The organism is Pseudovibrio sp. Ad26 (genome assembly GCF_001623285.1).
Classification (GTDB): domain Bacteria; phylum Pseudomonadota; class Alphaproteobacteria; order Rhizobiales; family Stappiaceae; genus Pseudovibrio; species Pseudovibrio ascidiaceicola.
The window spans coordinates 385,272-398,424 of record NZ_LMCE01000049.1; the positions used below are offsets into that span (position 1 = coordinate 385,272).

13 protein-coding genes are annotated in these 13,153 nt (G+C 54.4%); 6 read left to right on the forward strand and 7 right to left on the reverse strand.

Annotated elements, in window-relative coordinates; genetic code table 11:
- The first annotated feature begins 89 nt into the window (after positions 1 to 89).
- On the forward strand, positions 90 to 689 hold the full coding sequence (locus tag PsAD26_RS10775) for a flavoprotein (RefSeq protein ID WP_057461513.1): 600 nt from the start codon (positions 90 to 92) through the stop codon (positions 687 to 689).
- Between the two features lie 75 nt (positions 690 to 764).
- Here the strand turns inward: PsAD26_RS10775 and PsAD26_RS10780 are convergent, their stop codons facing one another.
- The 3 genes from PsAD26_RS10780 to PsAD26_RS10790 all read right to left on the reverse strand — a co-directional run bounded on the left by PsAD26_RS10780 (position 765) and on the right by PsAD26_RS10790 (position 4,268).
- Positions 765 to 1,295, reverse strand: a complete 531-nt coding sequence (locus PsAD26_RS10780; RefSeq protein WP_063310381.1) for a DUF2938 domain-containing protein — start codon at positions 1,293 to 1,295, stop codon at positions 765 to 767.
- A gap of 142 nt (positions 1,296 to 1,437) precedes the next feature.
- Positions 1,438 to 2,703 carry a vanadium-dependent haloperoxidase gene (locus tag PsAD26_RS10785; protein ID WP_063310382.1) on the reverse strand — a complete coding sequence of 422 codons (1,266 nt, stop codon included), beginning with the start codon at positions 2,701 to 2,703 and terminating at the stop codon, positions 1,438 to 1,440.
- Between the two features lie 113 nt (positions 2,704 to 2,816).
- Complete coding sequence (locus PsAD26_RS10790) at positions 2,817 to 4,268, reverse strand: SLC13 family permease (protein WP_063310383.1); 1,452 nt, start codon at positions 4,266 to 4,268, stop codon at positions 2,817 to 2,819.
- 263 nt (positions 4,269 to 4,531) lie between these two features.
- On the opposite strand from PsAD26_RS10790, the gene tsaA reads away from it, so the two are divergent.
- From tsaA to PsAD26_RS10815, 5 genes are read left to right on the forward strand one after another with little or no spacing between them, the layout of a single operon-like run.
- On the forward strand, positions 4,532 to 4,990 hold the full coding sequence (gene tsaA / locus PsAD26_RS10795; protein ID WP_063301970.1) for a tRNA (N6-threonylcarbamoyladenosine(37)-N6)-methyltransferase TrmO: 459 nt from the start codon (positions 4,532 to 4,534) through the stop codon (positions 4,988 to 4,990).
- Positions 4,991 to 5,045: 55 nt separating this feature from the next.
- Positions 5,046 to 6,608 carry an ABC transporter substrate-binding protein gene (locus tag PsAD26_RS10800; RefSeq protein WP_063310384.1) on the forward strand — a complete coding sequence of 521 codons (1,563 nt, stop codon included), beginning with the start codon at positions 5,046 to 5,048 and terminating at the stop codon, positions 6,606 to 6,608.
- On the forward strand, positions 6,601 to 7,659 hold the full coding sequence (locus PsAD26_RS10805; protein ID WP_244278199.1) for an ABC transporter permease: 1,059 nt from the start codon (positions 6,601 to 6,603) through the stop codon (positions 7,657 to 7,659). Before PsAD26_RS10800 ends, PsAD26_RS10805 begins: the two co-directional genes overlap by 8 nt.
- Positions 7,625 to 8,509, forward strand: a complete 885-nt coding sequence (locus PsAD26_RS10810) for an ABC transporter permease (protein WP_208985625.1) — start codon at positions 7,625 to 7,627, stop codon at positions 8,507 to 8,509. Before PsAD26_RS10805 ends, PsAD26_RS10810 begins: the two co-directional genes overlap by 35 nt.
- The gene (locus tag PsAD26_RS10815) at positions 8,496 to 9,995 is read left to right on the forward strand and encodes an ATP-binding cassette domain-containing protein (RefSeq protein WP_063310386.1); all 1,500 of its coding nucleotides are present in this window, start codon (positions 8,496 to 8,498) and stop codon (positions 9,993 to 9,995) included. The genes PsAD26_RS10810 and PsAD26_RS10815 overlap by 14 nt, the downstream gene beginning before the upstream one ends.
- A 38-nt stretch (positions 9,996 to 10,033) precedes the next feature.
- Here the strand turns inward: PsAD26_RS10815 and PsAD26_RS10820 are convergent, their stop codons facing one another.
- The 4 genes from PsAD26_RS10820 to PsAD26_RS10835 all read right to left on the reverse strand — a co-directional run bounded on the left by PsAD26_RS10820 (position 10,034) and on the right by PsAD26_RS10835 (position 13,140).
- Positions 10,034 to 10,585 (reverse strand): gamma-glutamylcyclotransferase, encoded by a 552-nt coding sequence (locus tag PsAD26_RS10820; protein WP_063310459.1) that lies wholly within the window; start codon positions 10,583 to 10,585, stop codon positions 10,034 to 10,036.
- A gap of 80 nt (positions 10,586 to 10,665) precedes the next feature.
- A complete protein-coding gene (locus PsAD26_RS10825; protein WP_063310387.1) occupies positions 10,666 to 11,337 on the reverse strand; it encodes a M23 family metallopeptidase in 672 nt (223 codons plus the stop codon).
- Entirely contained in the window at positions 11,334 to 11,882 is a 549-nt protein-coding gene (locus PsAD26_RS10830; RefSeq protein WP_063310388.1) for a hypothetical protein, read from the reverse strand. Before PsAD26_RS10830 ends, PsAD26_RS10825 begins: the two co-directional genes overlap by 4 nt.
- A 61-nt stretch (positions 11,883 to 11,943) precedes the next feature.
- Positions 11,944 to 13,140 (reverse strand): acyl-CoA dehydrogenase family protein, encoded by a 1,197-nt coding sequence (locus PsAD26_RS10835; protein ID WP_063310389.1) that lies wholly within the window; start codon positions 13,138 to 13,140, stop codon positions 11,944 to 11,946.
- Positions 13,141 to 13,153 lie beyond the last annotated feature (13 nt).

Genomic DNA, 13,153 nt, shown 5'->3' on the forward strand with positions numbered 1-13,153 from the left:
CTCCCCTAGGGTTCCGTAGCTCACCCAAAGGCGCCAATCGCGCGGCACCTCCATCATCTTGAAATGGATTTTACAGAGAGGATTTTTCCATGGTCACCAATGACACTCCTGACAAGGCCCGCATTCTGATTGGGGCGAGCGCATCTCTGGATGCGACGCTGCTGCCCAACTATCTGCGAGAGATCAAGAATTCGATTGATTGCACACTCACCGCCATGTTTACGCCTAATGCCATCAACTTCGTGAACATGGATAGCATCGCGCTGTTCGTAGACCGGGTGATCTGCGGCGATGATCCGAAAGACTGGTCTACAGACAAGCCGGGACGCATCGCAGCAGAGCACGATATTCTCGCCGTGATGCCAGCAACGGCCAACACGCTGTCTGGTGTTGCCAATGGTTCCTCACTCAATCGCCTGACCACGGTCATTCTTGCTGCTGAGTTTCCGGTGCTCTTCTTCCCGGTGATGGGCGGGCCCATGTGGAAGAAGCCCTCTGTAAAGCGCAATGTGGCGCAGATCCGCGAAGATGGTTACGAAGTGTGTGATCCGGTATGGCGTGAGAACTTTGACCCGCACATGGGTAAGATCCACGGTCACCAGTCCTTGCCAGACCCTGAGGTGGTGGTGGAGCAGATCAAGAAGCATCTGCCTCAGTATCAGGTTCGCAGAGAGCTTGAGCTAAGCTAACTTCAATGGCTTTCCCGATCGACAAAAAGCCCGCCGCTCAGATGAACGGCGGGCTTTCTCGTGATCTTGAAACAATCAGGATGCGGAGGAAACCGGTGCTTCAATTGGTTTGAAGATCTTGGTCTGAACCCAAAGCGCTACATACATGCCCAGGCCGAATGAGAAGTGCGTCATAAGGCTCTTCAGGCGTGCGAAGTCTGGGTTTGGCCGGTTGGCAGCCATAACGCCTGCACCAAGAGATGGCTGCATAACGAAGAATGGGAACACGATCATCACAACGCCAAATAAGATCGCAAGGATCAGAGATGGTTTTTGCAACTGGCGATTTCCAAAAATCATGACGAAGGCTGCAACGAAGATGATCCCGACCAGATAATGTACTGTCCAGCCAAGGGCTGCTTCTCCCGCGATAGGTGCAGCGCGGCGGATGCTTTCGTGCGTGAATTGTCCGTCCAGCATGTGCCCCAGCCAGCGGCCAACCACTGAAAAGTTGCTCTGCGGAATGCCAAAGAGGCTATCTGCTGCGATGGCCCAGATATCCATGAAGAGCGTTGCGCCAATGCCAACAAAGAGAATGCGGAGTGCTAAACCAGTTCGATTTTCCATAGTACCTGTTCCTTTAGACCTGCGGGTGCTTTGCCGGAAGTGGCGCTTGCAAGTGCTCCCTTTTCTGGGGTGATAAAAAAAGCAGGCCGCGAGGGGATTGGAGTGCGGCCTGCAAGTGCAAGCTAAGTCAGGAGGAGCTGACCTAGCGGCTGCCTGCACATTTCTTGATGTCGCTGATTTGCTTCAGAGGCTGCAAAGAGGTCTCTGCAACGTAAGAGCCAATCTGGTAGCCCAACATGTCGCCAACAGCGTTGGAGCGGCGATAGTGAACGCCGCCGAGAACGCGGGATTCTGACTCTTCCTCAGCAAACTGCTGGAAGCTGACATAATCTTTGGAAAGACCGCCCTTGCCGTTGAAGGTGAAGGCCATTTTGCCGTCACCAAAGACGGATTCCATGATCTCCTGAGCCGCGCTGCCGCTGGTGCAATGCTGACATGGATATTCAGGATGCATTGGTGCAGGCACCAGAGAACTCCACTCCATATCGGCCTTGAGTGTCGGATGCTTATAGGTCTTGCCCAAAGCTTTCATTGCGGTTTGCGGACGCCACAAAGCGTATTCATACTTTGCGTTGAAGCCAGCAACCAATGCGTCTGTCAGTGCAATGTTGAGAAGCGCGAGCGTGCGAGCTTCCTCCAGCATGGACAGATCACAGGACGCACTGCTTTTGCGGGCGATCTGGTTCCATGCTCCGGAGCCGGAGCCAGCATGAAGCTTGGCGATGAAGACATTGTCCTCGTTAGTCTGTGTTTCCTTGCCGCCTATCTCAACGACTTCGCTCAGACCACGCTGGTATTGCATGCTCTCCAGTGCCGGAGGTGGTGGCACGCGGAAGTGGGTTGCGGAAGACAGGACAAATGGTTTCATCTCACGGATTTTCGGAGCCACCATCTCGCGCTTGGAGGTTGGCTGATACACACCTGCTTCCGCCGGACCCGGTGTGTAATCCACCGAGAAGTTAGCGTTGTCTGATGCGCGTGCTGCCAGAATTTGCTCTGCAACGGCTTGACCCAGGGCAATGCCAGACTGTGGGCTCTTCAAGTTTGCAAGGCGTTCCTTTGCAGCAATTTCCAACTCCGCTTTACGCTCTGGCATCAAGACTGACAGAACGTGCAGGGCGGCCTGATTAACGGCTGCTTGCGCAGATGCATCCGGATTGGTTGAGCCAGTGTAAGCGTAAGGAGCGTAGGTGCCCTCGACTGCGTTTGCGGCATCGAACATTGCAGTATGCAAAATTGTCAGGGCGCGCTGGCGTTTGGCACCTGGCCACTTTTCAGCGTTGAAAAGGCCCATAGCGGTGTCTTGCCAGTCAGCAGCCAATTCTGCTTTGGCGGCTCCACCAGTAATCGCAAGCGCTAGAGCACCGCTGTAAGCAATTGTCTTCAACCAAGTAAATCGGGTCGTCATACTAAAACCTCGCAATTTGAAAACGGTTATAGCTAGGAATGGAAATTCGCTTTGCACAAATCGAAAGAATGGAAGGCGGGCCTCAGAATTTGTGTGGGCCCGCCTGAGGGTGCTCAAAGAAATCCGAGCAGGTACCACCACAGCATGTCGATTGGGACAAGCAGGAACAGGCTGATCGCAAACAGCGTCAGGCACAGTTTGATCACGGCTTTTGGTGGCAGGTTTCCAACCTGAATGGCGGCGACCAGTGGCGGCGCCTGAAACGGCAGGAACACATTGGAAAACGCCATAACCTGCGTCATCAAAACAGTCTGCAAGGGCAGGCCAGTGGCATCGGCCAAGTCCCCGGCAACCGGTGTCATCACAGCTGGCACACCCGGCAGGTTTGTTGCCATGGCAACCAGCGTTGATAGGCCAGTGAGAACGGACAGGTTCCAAATTGGAGTGTCCTGCGCAAAACCTGCTTTGCCGCCAACAGCCTGAACCAAAGCCTCACCCAGTCCAGCGACTGAGATGACAGCCCCCAGCCCCATGATGCCCGCGACGAACATCAGGGAGCCATAGCTCAGGTCTTGATTGATGCAGGTTTTGGAGGTCAGCTTGGCATTGGGCCAGAAGCAGGCCAGAGCCGCCGCAAGGCCAACCCATGCCGGGCCAATTGGATGCAGGCTGTCCGTCAGCCAGAAGATGAGGCACAGGGCCAGAATGATCATCAGGCGCCGTTCAGGAGCACTAACTGGTGGTACCTCCTCAGTGGTCTCACGCGCGTCCTGAGGGAGCTTGTCCGGAAACAGGACTAGTGTCAGACCGATAAGGATGAGTGATTTCAGGATGCCCAGAACCGGGAAGTTCAGACGTAGGTAATCCCAATAGGAAATGCTGAGGTCATACAGACTCTCGCTCATCCCCGCGAGGATCATATTGGGGGCGTTGGCAGGCAAAATGGTGAACGCTGGAGCGAAGGTCGCAAAGGCCGCCGCACAAAGCATACCCGTACGCCCGTTGGAGCCGGGTTTGAAGCCTATCTGCGCAGCAAGGGCGGAGATCACCGGCAGCAAAATCATGATACGGCCAATGGAAGAGGGCACCACAAACGCCAGCGCCACACTGAAGGCGACAATGCTGGAGACCAGCCCCGCATAGCTGTTGAGCGGCAAACGCATCAGCAGCACGGCAGCTCGTTTGTCCAGTTTGGTGTGCTTGATGGAAGCGCCAAGCACGAGGCCTGCGAATAGCAGCCAGAAGGTTGAGGTCTGGAAGCCGGAGAATACCACTTCCGGCGGGGCAATTCCGATTACGATGGCAACGAAGAAGAAGGCGAGCGCGGTCCAGTATTCCGGCACCACACCCGTTGCCCATAGGCCGAGACAAGCAACGGATAGGACCGCAGCAACGGCCATGCCAGCAGGCAGATAAGCGGAGGCCAGAAGACCTGCGATGGTGGCAGCAATCGCCACACCAAGAAACTGCCAGGTCTGTTTGGTGTTAAAGGAGGATTTTATTTTTTCGGGCGTGGGACTGAGCCCGGAGGCTGGGGCTGTATCGTGCTGGGTGTGATCTGTCATAGCGACCTGTGATTCTGATTTTGAAAAATGAGGTGCCAGAACTATGATTTTTGCGCTTGCCAATAATCCAATCGATTTATCAGAGGCATAGCCTCAGCATTTTCGAATATGCTGATCAGGGAGACCTCAGAAAAACTGAGGTGCTCCATTCGATAAATCGAATTTACTCGGATATCGTCTCCAAGTATCGATCTGTAGTTGAGGTAGATTTTGGCTTTGGAGACGTTAAGTGTTTAATTTTGCAACCTATTACGGCTTCACAAATGAATAATCAGCAGGAAACCACGGTGTCTTCAGGCATCATCATGAACCCGATTGGCTTTGTGCGCTCAGGCTTCTCAGAAACGAGCGAATGCCCGAAATCCAGTCGTCGCAACCCTGCCCAGAGCCAACTGGAAATTGCCTCTCCTTATGCGGATGCGCTTTTGAACATCACGATGGCCTCTCATCTCTGGGTGATGTACTGGCTGCACCACTCTGACGGAACCGCGCTTGTTCGGCGCGCCCGTGGAGAGGAAGCGGCGCGTGGTGTTTTTGCCAGCCGTTCACCCAACCGCCCGAACCCGATTGGTTTGAGCTCGGTTGAATTAATCAGACGGGACGGCAACGTTTTGACAGTGAGTGGATTGGATTGCATCGATGGCACGCCAATTCTGGATCTCAAACCCTATGTCCCTATAGAAGACCACCAGCCAACTGCGCAAATTGCGTGGCAGCCATGATCCGGAACCTGAGGATGCGCATGTTGCCGTGCGTCCCGCTCAGAAAGTCTGAGACATGCACATCTTTCATCAACCCCTTGTGCGCGTTGCAATCGCAGCTGTCGCGGCTCTGCTGCTGACAATTGCTGCAGGGATTGCTGGTCCCATAAACCAGCTTGTTATAACCGATGCCCGCGGAGACCGTGGGATGCTGGCGCCTTATGTTCATGGCAGAAACGGTATTGCTTATCTCTACACCACATATGTTTTTGATAGTCTGTTAAGCCAATCGAAAGACGGTGAGCTGGTCCCGGCTCTGGCACGGCACTGGACTGTTTCTAAGGATGGTTTGACCTGTGATGTGTATCTAGACCTGCGGGCATCCTGGCATGATGGGCAGCAGGTTACAGCGGCAGATGCAGCTTTCACCTTCAGTTATATGAAGGAGCATCCTTACGTCTTTGTCTCCGTCGATAATGTGAGAGAAGCCGAGGTTGTCTCCCCTGGTCACCTTAAGCTCTCTCTCAAAAAGCCTGATGCCGGGTTGCTGAACGGGCTTCTGCTTTCCATGCCTGTACTGCCAAAACACGTCTATCAGGGCGTGGTGGAACCACAGCGATTTGCGGAGCCGGATGCAGTTATTGGCAGTGGGCCTTACCGCCTTGTTGAGTACAGTAAGGCGCAAGGGCGCTATGTGCTGGAAGGGAATACGGATTATTATCTGGGCAAACCAAAGTTTAAGCGCATTGCTATTGTGAAGATGGCGACAGATGCGGCGTTGAGGGCGGTTCAGGCCGGGGACATCGACGTGATTTCCTACTTGCCTCCTGATCGTCTGGAACAGGCCGAGGCGATTGGTCTGAATGTTGCCAAGGCGTATAGCCACCATTCCCTGCGGCTTGGCTTCAACCATAGCGGACGCTTTAACGACAAGTCACTTCGCCATGCGATTGCTTATGCAATTGACCGGACTGCCATCATCCAAACAGTTTTCCAAAAAACGGCAGAGGTGGCAGATACTGGCTTCATTCAGGAGGAGTCGCCCTGGCATTCTCAGGAGAAGCATTCAGAGTATTCCTTTAATCCTCAACGATCTTCCGATCTTCTGATCTCCAAAGGCTGGGATCGAGGAGAAGATGGGCTGTGGTACCGTGACGGAGAGCAGGTTGCATTGCGCCTTCTTGCCAGCAGACGTGAGAGCAAAACAGCGAAAGTTCTTGCAGAGCAGCTTGAGACGTTTGGCATAGAGCTGGAGGTTCGCATTTTAGAGCGAGCCGCGCTTCAGGACAGTCTGTCTGAGGGTAATTATGATCTGGCCCTTTACTCCTCCGGTACTCTTGGTGATCCGAATGGAATTATGCGCCGTGTTTTTGGAAGCAAGTGGGCGAGTGATGGTTATGACGGCCAAGAGCTGAAGGAGCTTGTGATAGCGCAGTCTGTTGCGACCACCTTGAAGGAACGGCAGGAAATTCTGGATAAATTTCAAGAGGTTTATTCTCAGGAGCTTCCTGCCTACGCCATCGCAAACCCTCATATGGTGACTGCCTACAATGACAAGCTTTCCTCCCTCCAGTTTATGCCAGGGGGAGTGGCGATAGGCGTGCCTTCAGCACTGCATAAATCCTATCTGGTTGATTGATCAGCTGGACACCCATTGTCAGCCGCCTCCGGGTGGCTGGCACGAGACAACCAAAAACAGGCAGGCCGTTCTTGTGGTACCTCCGATTATTTTAAACATGCTGTCTGGCCTTGGCGTTCGCCTCCTGGTGTTTGCGCTGCTGGTTTTGCTGGTGTTCTTTCTGCCACGAATGCTTCCAGGGGATCCTGTTGAGGTGTTTCTTTCCTCTGATCTCTCACGCAACCTCAACGGTGCTGAGAGTGCTGAGCTCCGCGCTCAGTTCGGCTTGGCGGGTGATTGGCCGCAACAGCTTGCGGTCTACCTTTGGGACCTGGTCAGAGGCGATCTGGGATACTCAGTTCCACATGCTGCACCTGTTTCGGAACTGCTCAGAGCGTCTATTCCATGGACCTTGCTTCTGATCTCCTGCGCTGCGCCGATCTTTCTTTTTGTAGGCGCTGCCGGAGGTATTGAAGCTGGCAAGGCGCCAGGGGCTTTCTTTGACAGGATTGCGACTGGTGTCGTGATGGTTGTAGCCAGCATTCCGCCATTCACCTCTGCCGTGCTATTGCTGCTTGCTTTCGGCATTTTGTGGCCCGTATTGCCTTCCGGTGGATCCGAGCCTTTTTTTCCAAGCAGCAACCCTTTGCAGCGGGATTTTGATATTGCCCGCCACGCTGTGTTGCCTGTGCTGGCACTGTCGCTGCACGAAATATCGCGGTTCTATTTTTTGGCACGGGGAGAGGCGATCACGCTGTCTCAGCGGCCTTTCATTCTCAATGCATGCGGTCGTGGCATCAAAGGCTGGCGCCTGCGCACGGCTTATTACGGGAGAAGCCTGTTTCCGGTTTTTCTGGCACGGATGAGTGATGCGCTGACTGGTTTGTTTGGTGCCGTCCTGTTCGTTGAGATTGTGTTCTCCTATCCCGGAACAGGGCACTTAATTTACAATGCGATTTTGGATCGTGACTACATTTTGTTGCAGGGGGCGGTTATCGTTATGGCTGGTTTGGTTCTGCTGCTGAACTGGATCATTGATGCAGTCGCAACAAGCCTGGCGCGTAGAGGGTGATCTTATGCTTGGTTATTGGTCACCTATCACGCAAAGTACTAGCTTTATCTCACGGGGAGCGATTGCTGCTGCGGGTGTGCTGGTTATGGCAGGCTTTGCACTGTCAGAAAGTTTGCCTCCTTACAAAACCAGCCCCGATGTTTTGCAGGCTCCGAGCATGGAGCACTGGCTTGGTACAAACGGGATTGGGCAGGATGTCTTTGTCGGCCTTGTAAGAGCTGCTCCCATCACGGTGTTTCTCGCACTCATTACGGCCACTGCAGCTCTGGTGCTGGCATTGGCTGCGTCCAGTCTGGCCGCGTTTGGCGGGCCGCGCATTCGTAGTGCAGTCCTGCGACTGGTGGATGTGCTGCAGGTGATCCCGTCTATCCTTTTGCTGCTGTTGTTAGCGGCCTGGATACAGCCCGGCTTTCTTGGGCTTGTGGTGCTTCTGTCGCTGACTGGCTGGCACGAGGATGTGCGTGTTGCTCTGCCGATTTTACTGCGGGAGCTGACCCGCGAGAACGTGCATTTTGCACGGCGCATGGGGGCCAGTCGCAGATACTGTCTGCGCCACCACATCCTACCCGCGATCTGGCCCGCAATCGTTGGTTTGTTTTTGCAAAATGTACGGCAGGCGGCCCTCAAAACAGCCGGTTTCGGGTTTTTGGGACTGACTGATCCAAGGCTGCTGACCTGGGGCAGTATGATACAGGATTCAATGGACTATCTTTACACGGATGCATGGCTCTGGCTCCTGCTTCCGCCAGCGGGTGCACTTTCTCTGTTTCTCGTTGGCATCTTGATTATTGGTGAAGGCTACATGTCAAACGGCAGCCTCAGCGGAAAGGAACATCATGATCCGCGTTGAGCAGCTTAATCTTTACTACGGTCGCCAGTCTTTGCTGGAGGACATCTCTTTTGAGATCCACAAAGGCCAAACTTTGGCGGTTATTGGAGAGCCTGGGGGTGGTAAAACGAGCCTCGCCCGTTCTCTGATGGGTCTTATTCAAGGACACAGGCTGGCAGAAAATGAGCAGCCATCGGCCTCCAACCATTTCAGTTGGAATGGAGAAGCTTGGCTGGGAGATATGAATGTCCTGCGTTCGTCCCGAGCACAATTGCAGGGAATGCGAGGATGTTCTGCAGGGTTGATCGTCCAAGCGCTGTCGGATGCATTGAACCCGCACCTGACGGTCCTGCAGCATGTGCAGGAGATGCTGAAAGCGCACGGACTTTATGAGCGTGATGCCCACGAGGAATGCGCCAGAGGGAATATTCCGGAGCGTCTTTTACATCGCTATCCCTCGGCTCTAAGCGGCGGGGAAATTCAGCGCGTGTTGACGGTGCTTGCACTGGCAAACTCGCCTGAGTTTCTCATTATGGACGAACCGACTGCAGCGCTGGATACCTTCAATCGGGAAATCGCCATTCGCTCGTTTCAGACTGGGAGTGAGGACCGTTGCCAGATGTTGATTACGCACGACATCGAACTGGCACGTCGTCTGGCAAGCCATGTGGCTGTGCTGCGCAAAGGCAATTTAACTGAGATCGGGACAGCTGAAGAGGTGCTCGACAGGCCGCGCAGCATCTACACCCAGCAACTGCTGAAACTGAGGCGAAACGCGCATAACTCAGCTCCGATCCTGGCGAGTGGAGAAGGGGGGTATCCGGAGTTGGAGGCACGTAGTGGTCATGGATTGACCCTTGATAAACTGCATCACAGCTTTGATGGAAGAGCCTTGCTCTCCAACATTTCTGCATTCGTTCCAGCTGGCCGGTGTCTTGCGATATTGGGGGGAAGTGGGAGCGGCAAAACCACGCTTGCGCGATTGCTGAGCGGCTATGAAACTGTGCAGGACGGTTTCGTTTATTGGCAGAATGAGAGTGGACGGGCCAAATCCGTGGTGGCACTGATACCACAGCATCCACATCGCGCTATGGCCTGTCATTTTACGGTCTATGAGGTCCTCAAAGAAGCACTCATGCTGTCTGGTGGAGATCAGGCTGAACTCACGCGGCTGCTGGAGCGGGTTGGTTTGCCGACGGATTCAGATTTCCTGCACCGTAAGACCAGAAAGCTGTCTGGCGGTGAAGCGCAGCGGCTGGTGATTGCACGCGCACTGGCAACGCGGCCTCAATGTCTGGTGGCTGATGAGCCAACCTCTGCGCTGGACATGCAAGCCCGCAGTCAGGTGTTGGAAATACTGCGTAGTGTGATGCGGAACAAGAAGATGGCTCTGGTGCTCTTCACCCATGATCATGCGGCCGCCCGCTCGCTGGCAGACAAAGTCTGTCATTTGGAACAGGGCGAACTCATCTGCACCCAAGCGCCGGAAACGAATGCTGCAAGCTGAAAAGAGGGCCAGCACGTTTTGGCAACGTGCTGGTTTGCTTAGGCTGGGGCTGCTGCAGCAGACCGTATCGAGCGCACGCGGTCTGAGAGCCAGTCCAGGTCCGGGTCTGCGATGCCGAGCTCTGTCAGGTGGTCTGCTGTGTTCCAGAGGTAGTCACAGTTCGGGCCGCGCTCGCCAGCAGCTGTCGCGATGATCTGAGCTTGTTCTTCGGCGTTAAACTGGCCGTATTGCTCGTGCTCGCGGTTGACCACATAGGTGAGCGCCTCAACCTCGCGGCCATCCTGCAGTTTAAGCGTGGTGATGATTTCTCTATACGCCGGATTGAACAGCTCTCGTTTGCGTAAGTCTTCCAGCACCTTCTCTTGCCCATCACGGGGAATGCCCAAAGCAACGCCGCTGCAATACGCATCAGGTGCTGCATCCAGTGCCAAAACCAGACCGTGTTTGTCGAAGGTGCCACGGTAGCGCAGGGAGCACAGGCAGAACCGGCGTTTCCAGCCATCAAGACGAGCGGGTACTTGCTCAACGGGTTCAAAGCCGGGGTGCCAGATGAGTGAGCCGTAGCCAAAGACCCAAAGAATATCTTTCATTTCTTTTCCCTTTTCAGGAGAACATTGAAAAGCAAAAAGGGCACCGTAAAAGGCGCCCTTTGCGATCAAATCTCAGCTGATCAATCCATAATCAGTTGATAGGACGCCACGAGACTGGTGTAAGGCGGCAGGAAAACCGACTTTGGTTCGCCGTTCAGCATCACCGTGTCTTTTGCATCAAAATGCAGATGGATTGGTAGCGGCCCAAGCCAGTTGTTGGAGATCTTGCCAATGCGGTTGCCTCTGACGATCTTGTCCATCGGCTTCACCTGTAGTGTGTCCATGTCCAGATGCACATAGCGATACAGCGTGCCGGTGGCGCTTTGGATGGTCACACCAAAACGACCTACATGAGCAACAATGCCGTCTTCTGCTGCAACAGCCCAGTGCTTGCTGGCTTCGCATGATGCCGGACGAATATCCTGCCCCTGATGGCCGCCTGAGGCGCAAACTGGCAGATCGGCTCTACGGAACTCGCAGAAGTTATCGCGCCATGGGTAGGAGTAGTTCACAGGATCACACTCGGATCCGCCATCAGCTTTGAACCCACCGGGCGCATAAGCGTGAGAGTTGGCATAGGCCGGGCCGGATTCCACGGGAAAGCGCATGTTTGGGAAAAAGATGGCATGGCTTGCAACACCCTTGCCGGTGTCTGCAATCAGGTCACCCGGCTGCATAAAGCGGGAGCTGTCATCTGCGTGAGCGGAGAAGCCAAAGGTCAGGGCCAGACAGAGATAGATAAATCGCATCATTGGTTTGCTCCATTCACAACAAGGAGGGTCTGAACGACGCTTTGAAGAAAATCAGGCTTACGGCAGCGCGTGTCTTTGATCGGGTTATCGCAAGTCAGGCGGATTGTGTAATGCGCCCCGTAGCGGTTCAGATTGTAATCTGCCCCGTTGCCGATGGACTCATGCGCTGTTGCCTTATGATGCTCGGTGAGATCTTCCGTTCCGGTCAGCACACTGTGAGAACCGAGAATGCTGATCTGTGCATCTTCCAGAGTGTAAAACGCAGCATAGGATGAGTTCTGGCTTCCAAACTGTGGTGTCTCCATCTTCGCATCACTGCCGAAAATCAGGACAGGCAGCTCAATGTAGCTGAGCTTGCCATTGGTGGCTGCGACGAACTTCTCCACGGCCGCCGGGTCCCGTGCGAGTGACCGCTTTGCAGCGGTTTTGGCTGCTTGCCAATCGATCTTGGTTGGCACACGCTCAACACCATTCTTTGCCAGAGTGGGAGCGGCGGTTGTTGCTGCCAGAAGAGTGGCCGCTAATGCGACTTTGGCGAATTCCATAAAAGTCTCCTGTAAATGCAAAAGAGTGCAAAGCTCCGGCAATATCGGGGCCTGCATCAAATCATGCTGTTTCAAGCACGCGTTCTTCGCGCACGGGCGCTGCTTCTTTTGCCGCTTTCGCCTCCAGCCGTTTCATCTGGCTGATGATGTTGCGGCGGTGCATTTCCTCAGTGCCGCCCACAGCGCAAAACGCCAGTGCATCGCGCAGGAAGGTCGAAACCTCACCCTGATGATAGCCTTTGGTGCCGTACAGCTTGAGCAGGTCAATCGCGCCGCTGGTGATTGCTTCAGCCCCAACCAGCTTGGCAATAGAGCAGGTCATACCCGCTTCCGGAGCACCGGACAGAAGTTGCTGGAGCGCGCCATAAGCAGTCCACTTGGCGGATTCTGCGGAGATACGCATGTCGGTGAGCTTTTTCTGCACGTACTGGAACTCCAGCACCGGCACTTCGAAGGTCTGACGCTCCTGAGCGTAGCGCATCGCTTCCTTCAGCATCGGCTCAATCATCCATGCAGAAACCAGACCGTAATACAGCCTGCCAAGGGAAACGAAGGTGATCAGGTTGCGCAGGCCCTTGCCGGGAATGCCAAGCAAGTCGCCGTAATGCAGTGGGATATTGGTGAACTTCATCGGCCCTGTTGGCAAATCCAGATTGCCGAGCTTCTGGTCGTAGTCGCCAACTTCCAGGCCCTTGGTGCCTGCATCCAGCAGGATGAGCGAGATGCCATCACGAGCGTGGCCATCCAGCTTACACACGACAAGCGTGAAATCCGCCACGGGTGCATGGGCGATGTTGTATTTGGCACCATTGAGCATGAAAGTCTCATTTGGTCCCGGTGTCAGTACAGAAGAGGTGGAGCGTACATCGGTGCCTGTATCAGGGTCTGCAATTGCAGTCGCGCTCAGCTTTCCTTTGAGGATACGGCCAAGATAATCCTTCTTCTGCGCTTCCGTGCCGAACAGGTTGAGTGCATGAACCATGCCTGCCTGTGCTATGACAGAAAGCAGAATACCCGGCGTACGCACGGAGCATGCAAGACCTTCCAGAGCAGCGGTAAAGTCCCACCAGTCTGTGCCTGCGCCGCCATATTCTGCCGGGACGATGATCTTCCAGAGACCGGCTTCTAAAAGCCGGTCCCATGTGTCCTGATCAAATGCCTGCTTGCCAGCATGAAGCTCTGAGTGGTCAATCTGGCTGCCAATTTGAGCATACTTTGCTCGCAGAGCCTGTTGACGTTCATTCCATTGTAGATCCATCAGAGATCTCCAG

Coding starts and splice junctions, on each gene's coding strand:
- PsAD26_RS10780 (WP_063310381.1), bottom strand. CDS start 1,295: ATGGAAAATCGAACTGGTTTAGCACTCCGCATTCTCTTTGTTGGCATT.
- PsAD26_RS10830 (WP_063310388.1), bottom strand. CDS start 11,882: ATGGAATTCGCCAAAGTCGCATTAGCGGCCACTCTTCTGGCAGCAACA.
- PsAD26_RS10815 (WP_063310386.1), top strand. CDS start 8,496: ATGATCCGCGTTGAGCAGCTTAATCTTTACTACGGTCGCCAGTCTTTG.
- PsAD26_RS10775 (WP_057461513.1), top strand. CDS start 90: ATGGTCACCAATGACACTCCTGACAAGGCCCGCATTCTGATTGGGGCG.
- tsaA (WP_063301970.1), top strand. CDS start 4,532: ATGAATAATCAGCAGGAAACCACGGTGTCTTCAGGCATCATCATGAAC.
- PsAD26_RS10790 (WP_063310383.1), bottom strand. CDS start 4,268: ATGACAGATCACACCCAGCACGATACAGCCCCAGCCTCCGGGCTCAGT.
- PsAD26_RS10835 (WP_063310389.1), bottom strand. CDS start 13,140: ATGGATCTACAATGGAATGAACGTCAACAGGCTCTGCGAGCAAAGTAT.
- PsAD26_RS10825 (WP_063310387.1), bottom strand. CDS start 11,337: ATGATGCGATTTATCTATCTCTGTCTGGCCCTGACCTTTGGCTTCTCC.
- PsAD26_RS10785 (WP_063310382.1), bottom strand. CDS start 2,703: ATGACGACCCGATTTACTTGGTTGAAGACAATTGCTTACAGCGGTGCT.
- PsAD26_RS10810 (WP_208985625.1), top strand. CDS start 7,625: ATGCAGTCGCAACAAGCCTGGCGCGTAGAGGGTGATCTTATGCTTGGT.
- PsAD26_RS10820 (WP_063310459.1), bottom strand. CDS start 10,585: ATGAAAGATATTCTTTGGGTCTTTGGCTACGGCTCACTCATCTGGCAC.
- PsAD26_RS10800 (WP_063310384.1), top strand. CDS start 5,046: ATGCACATCTTTCATCAACCCCTTGTGCGCGTTGCAATCGCAGCTGTC.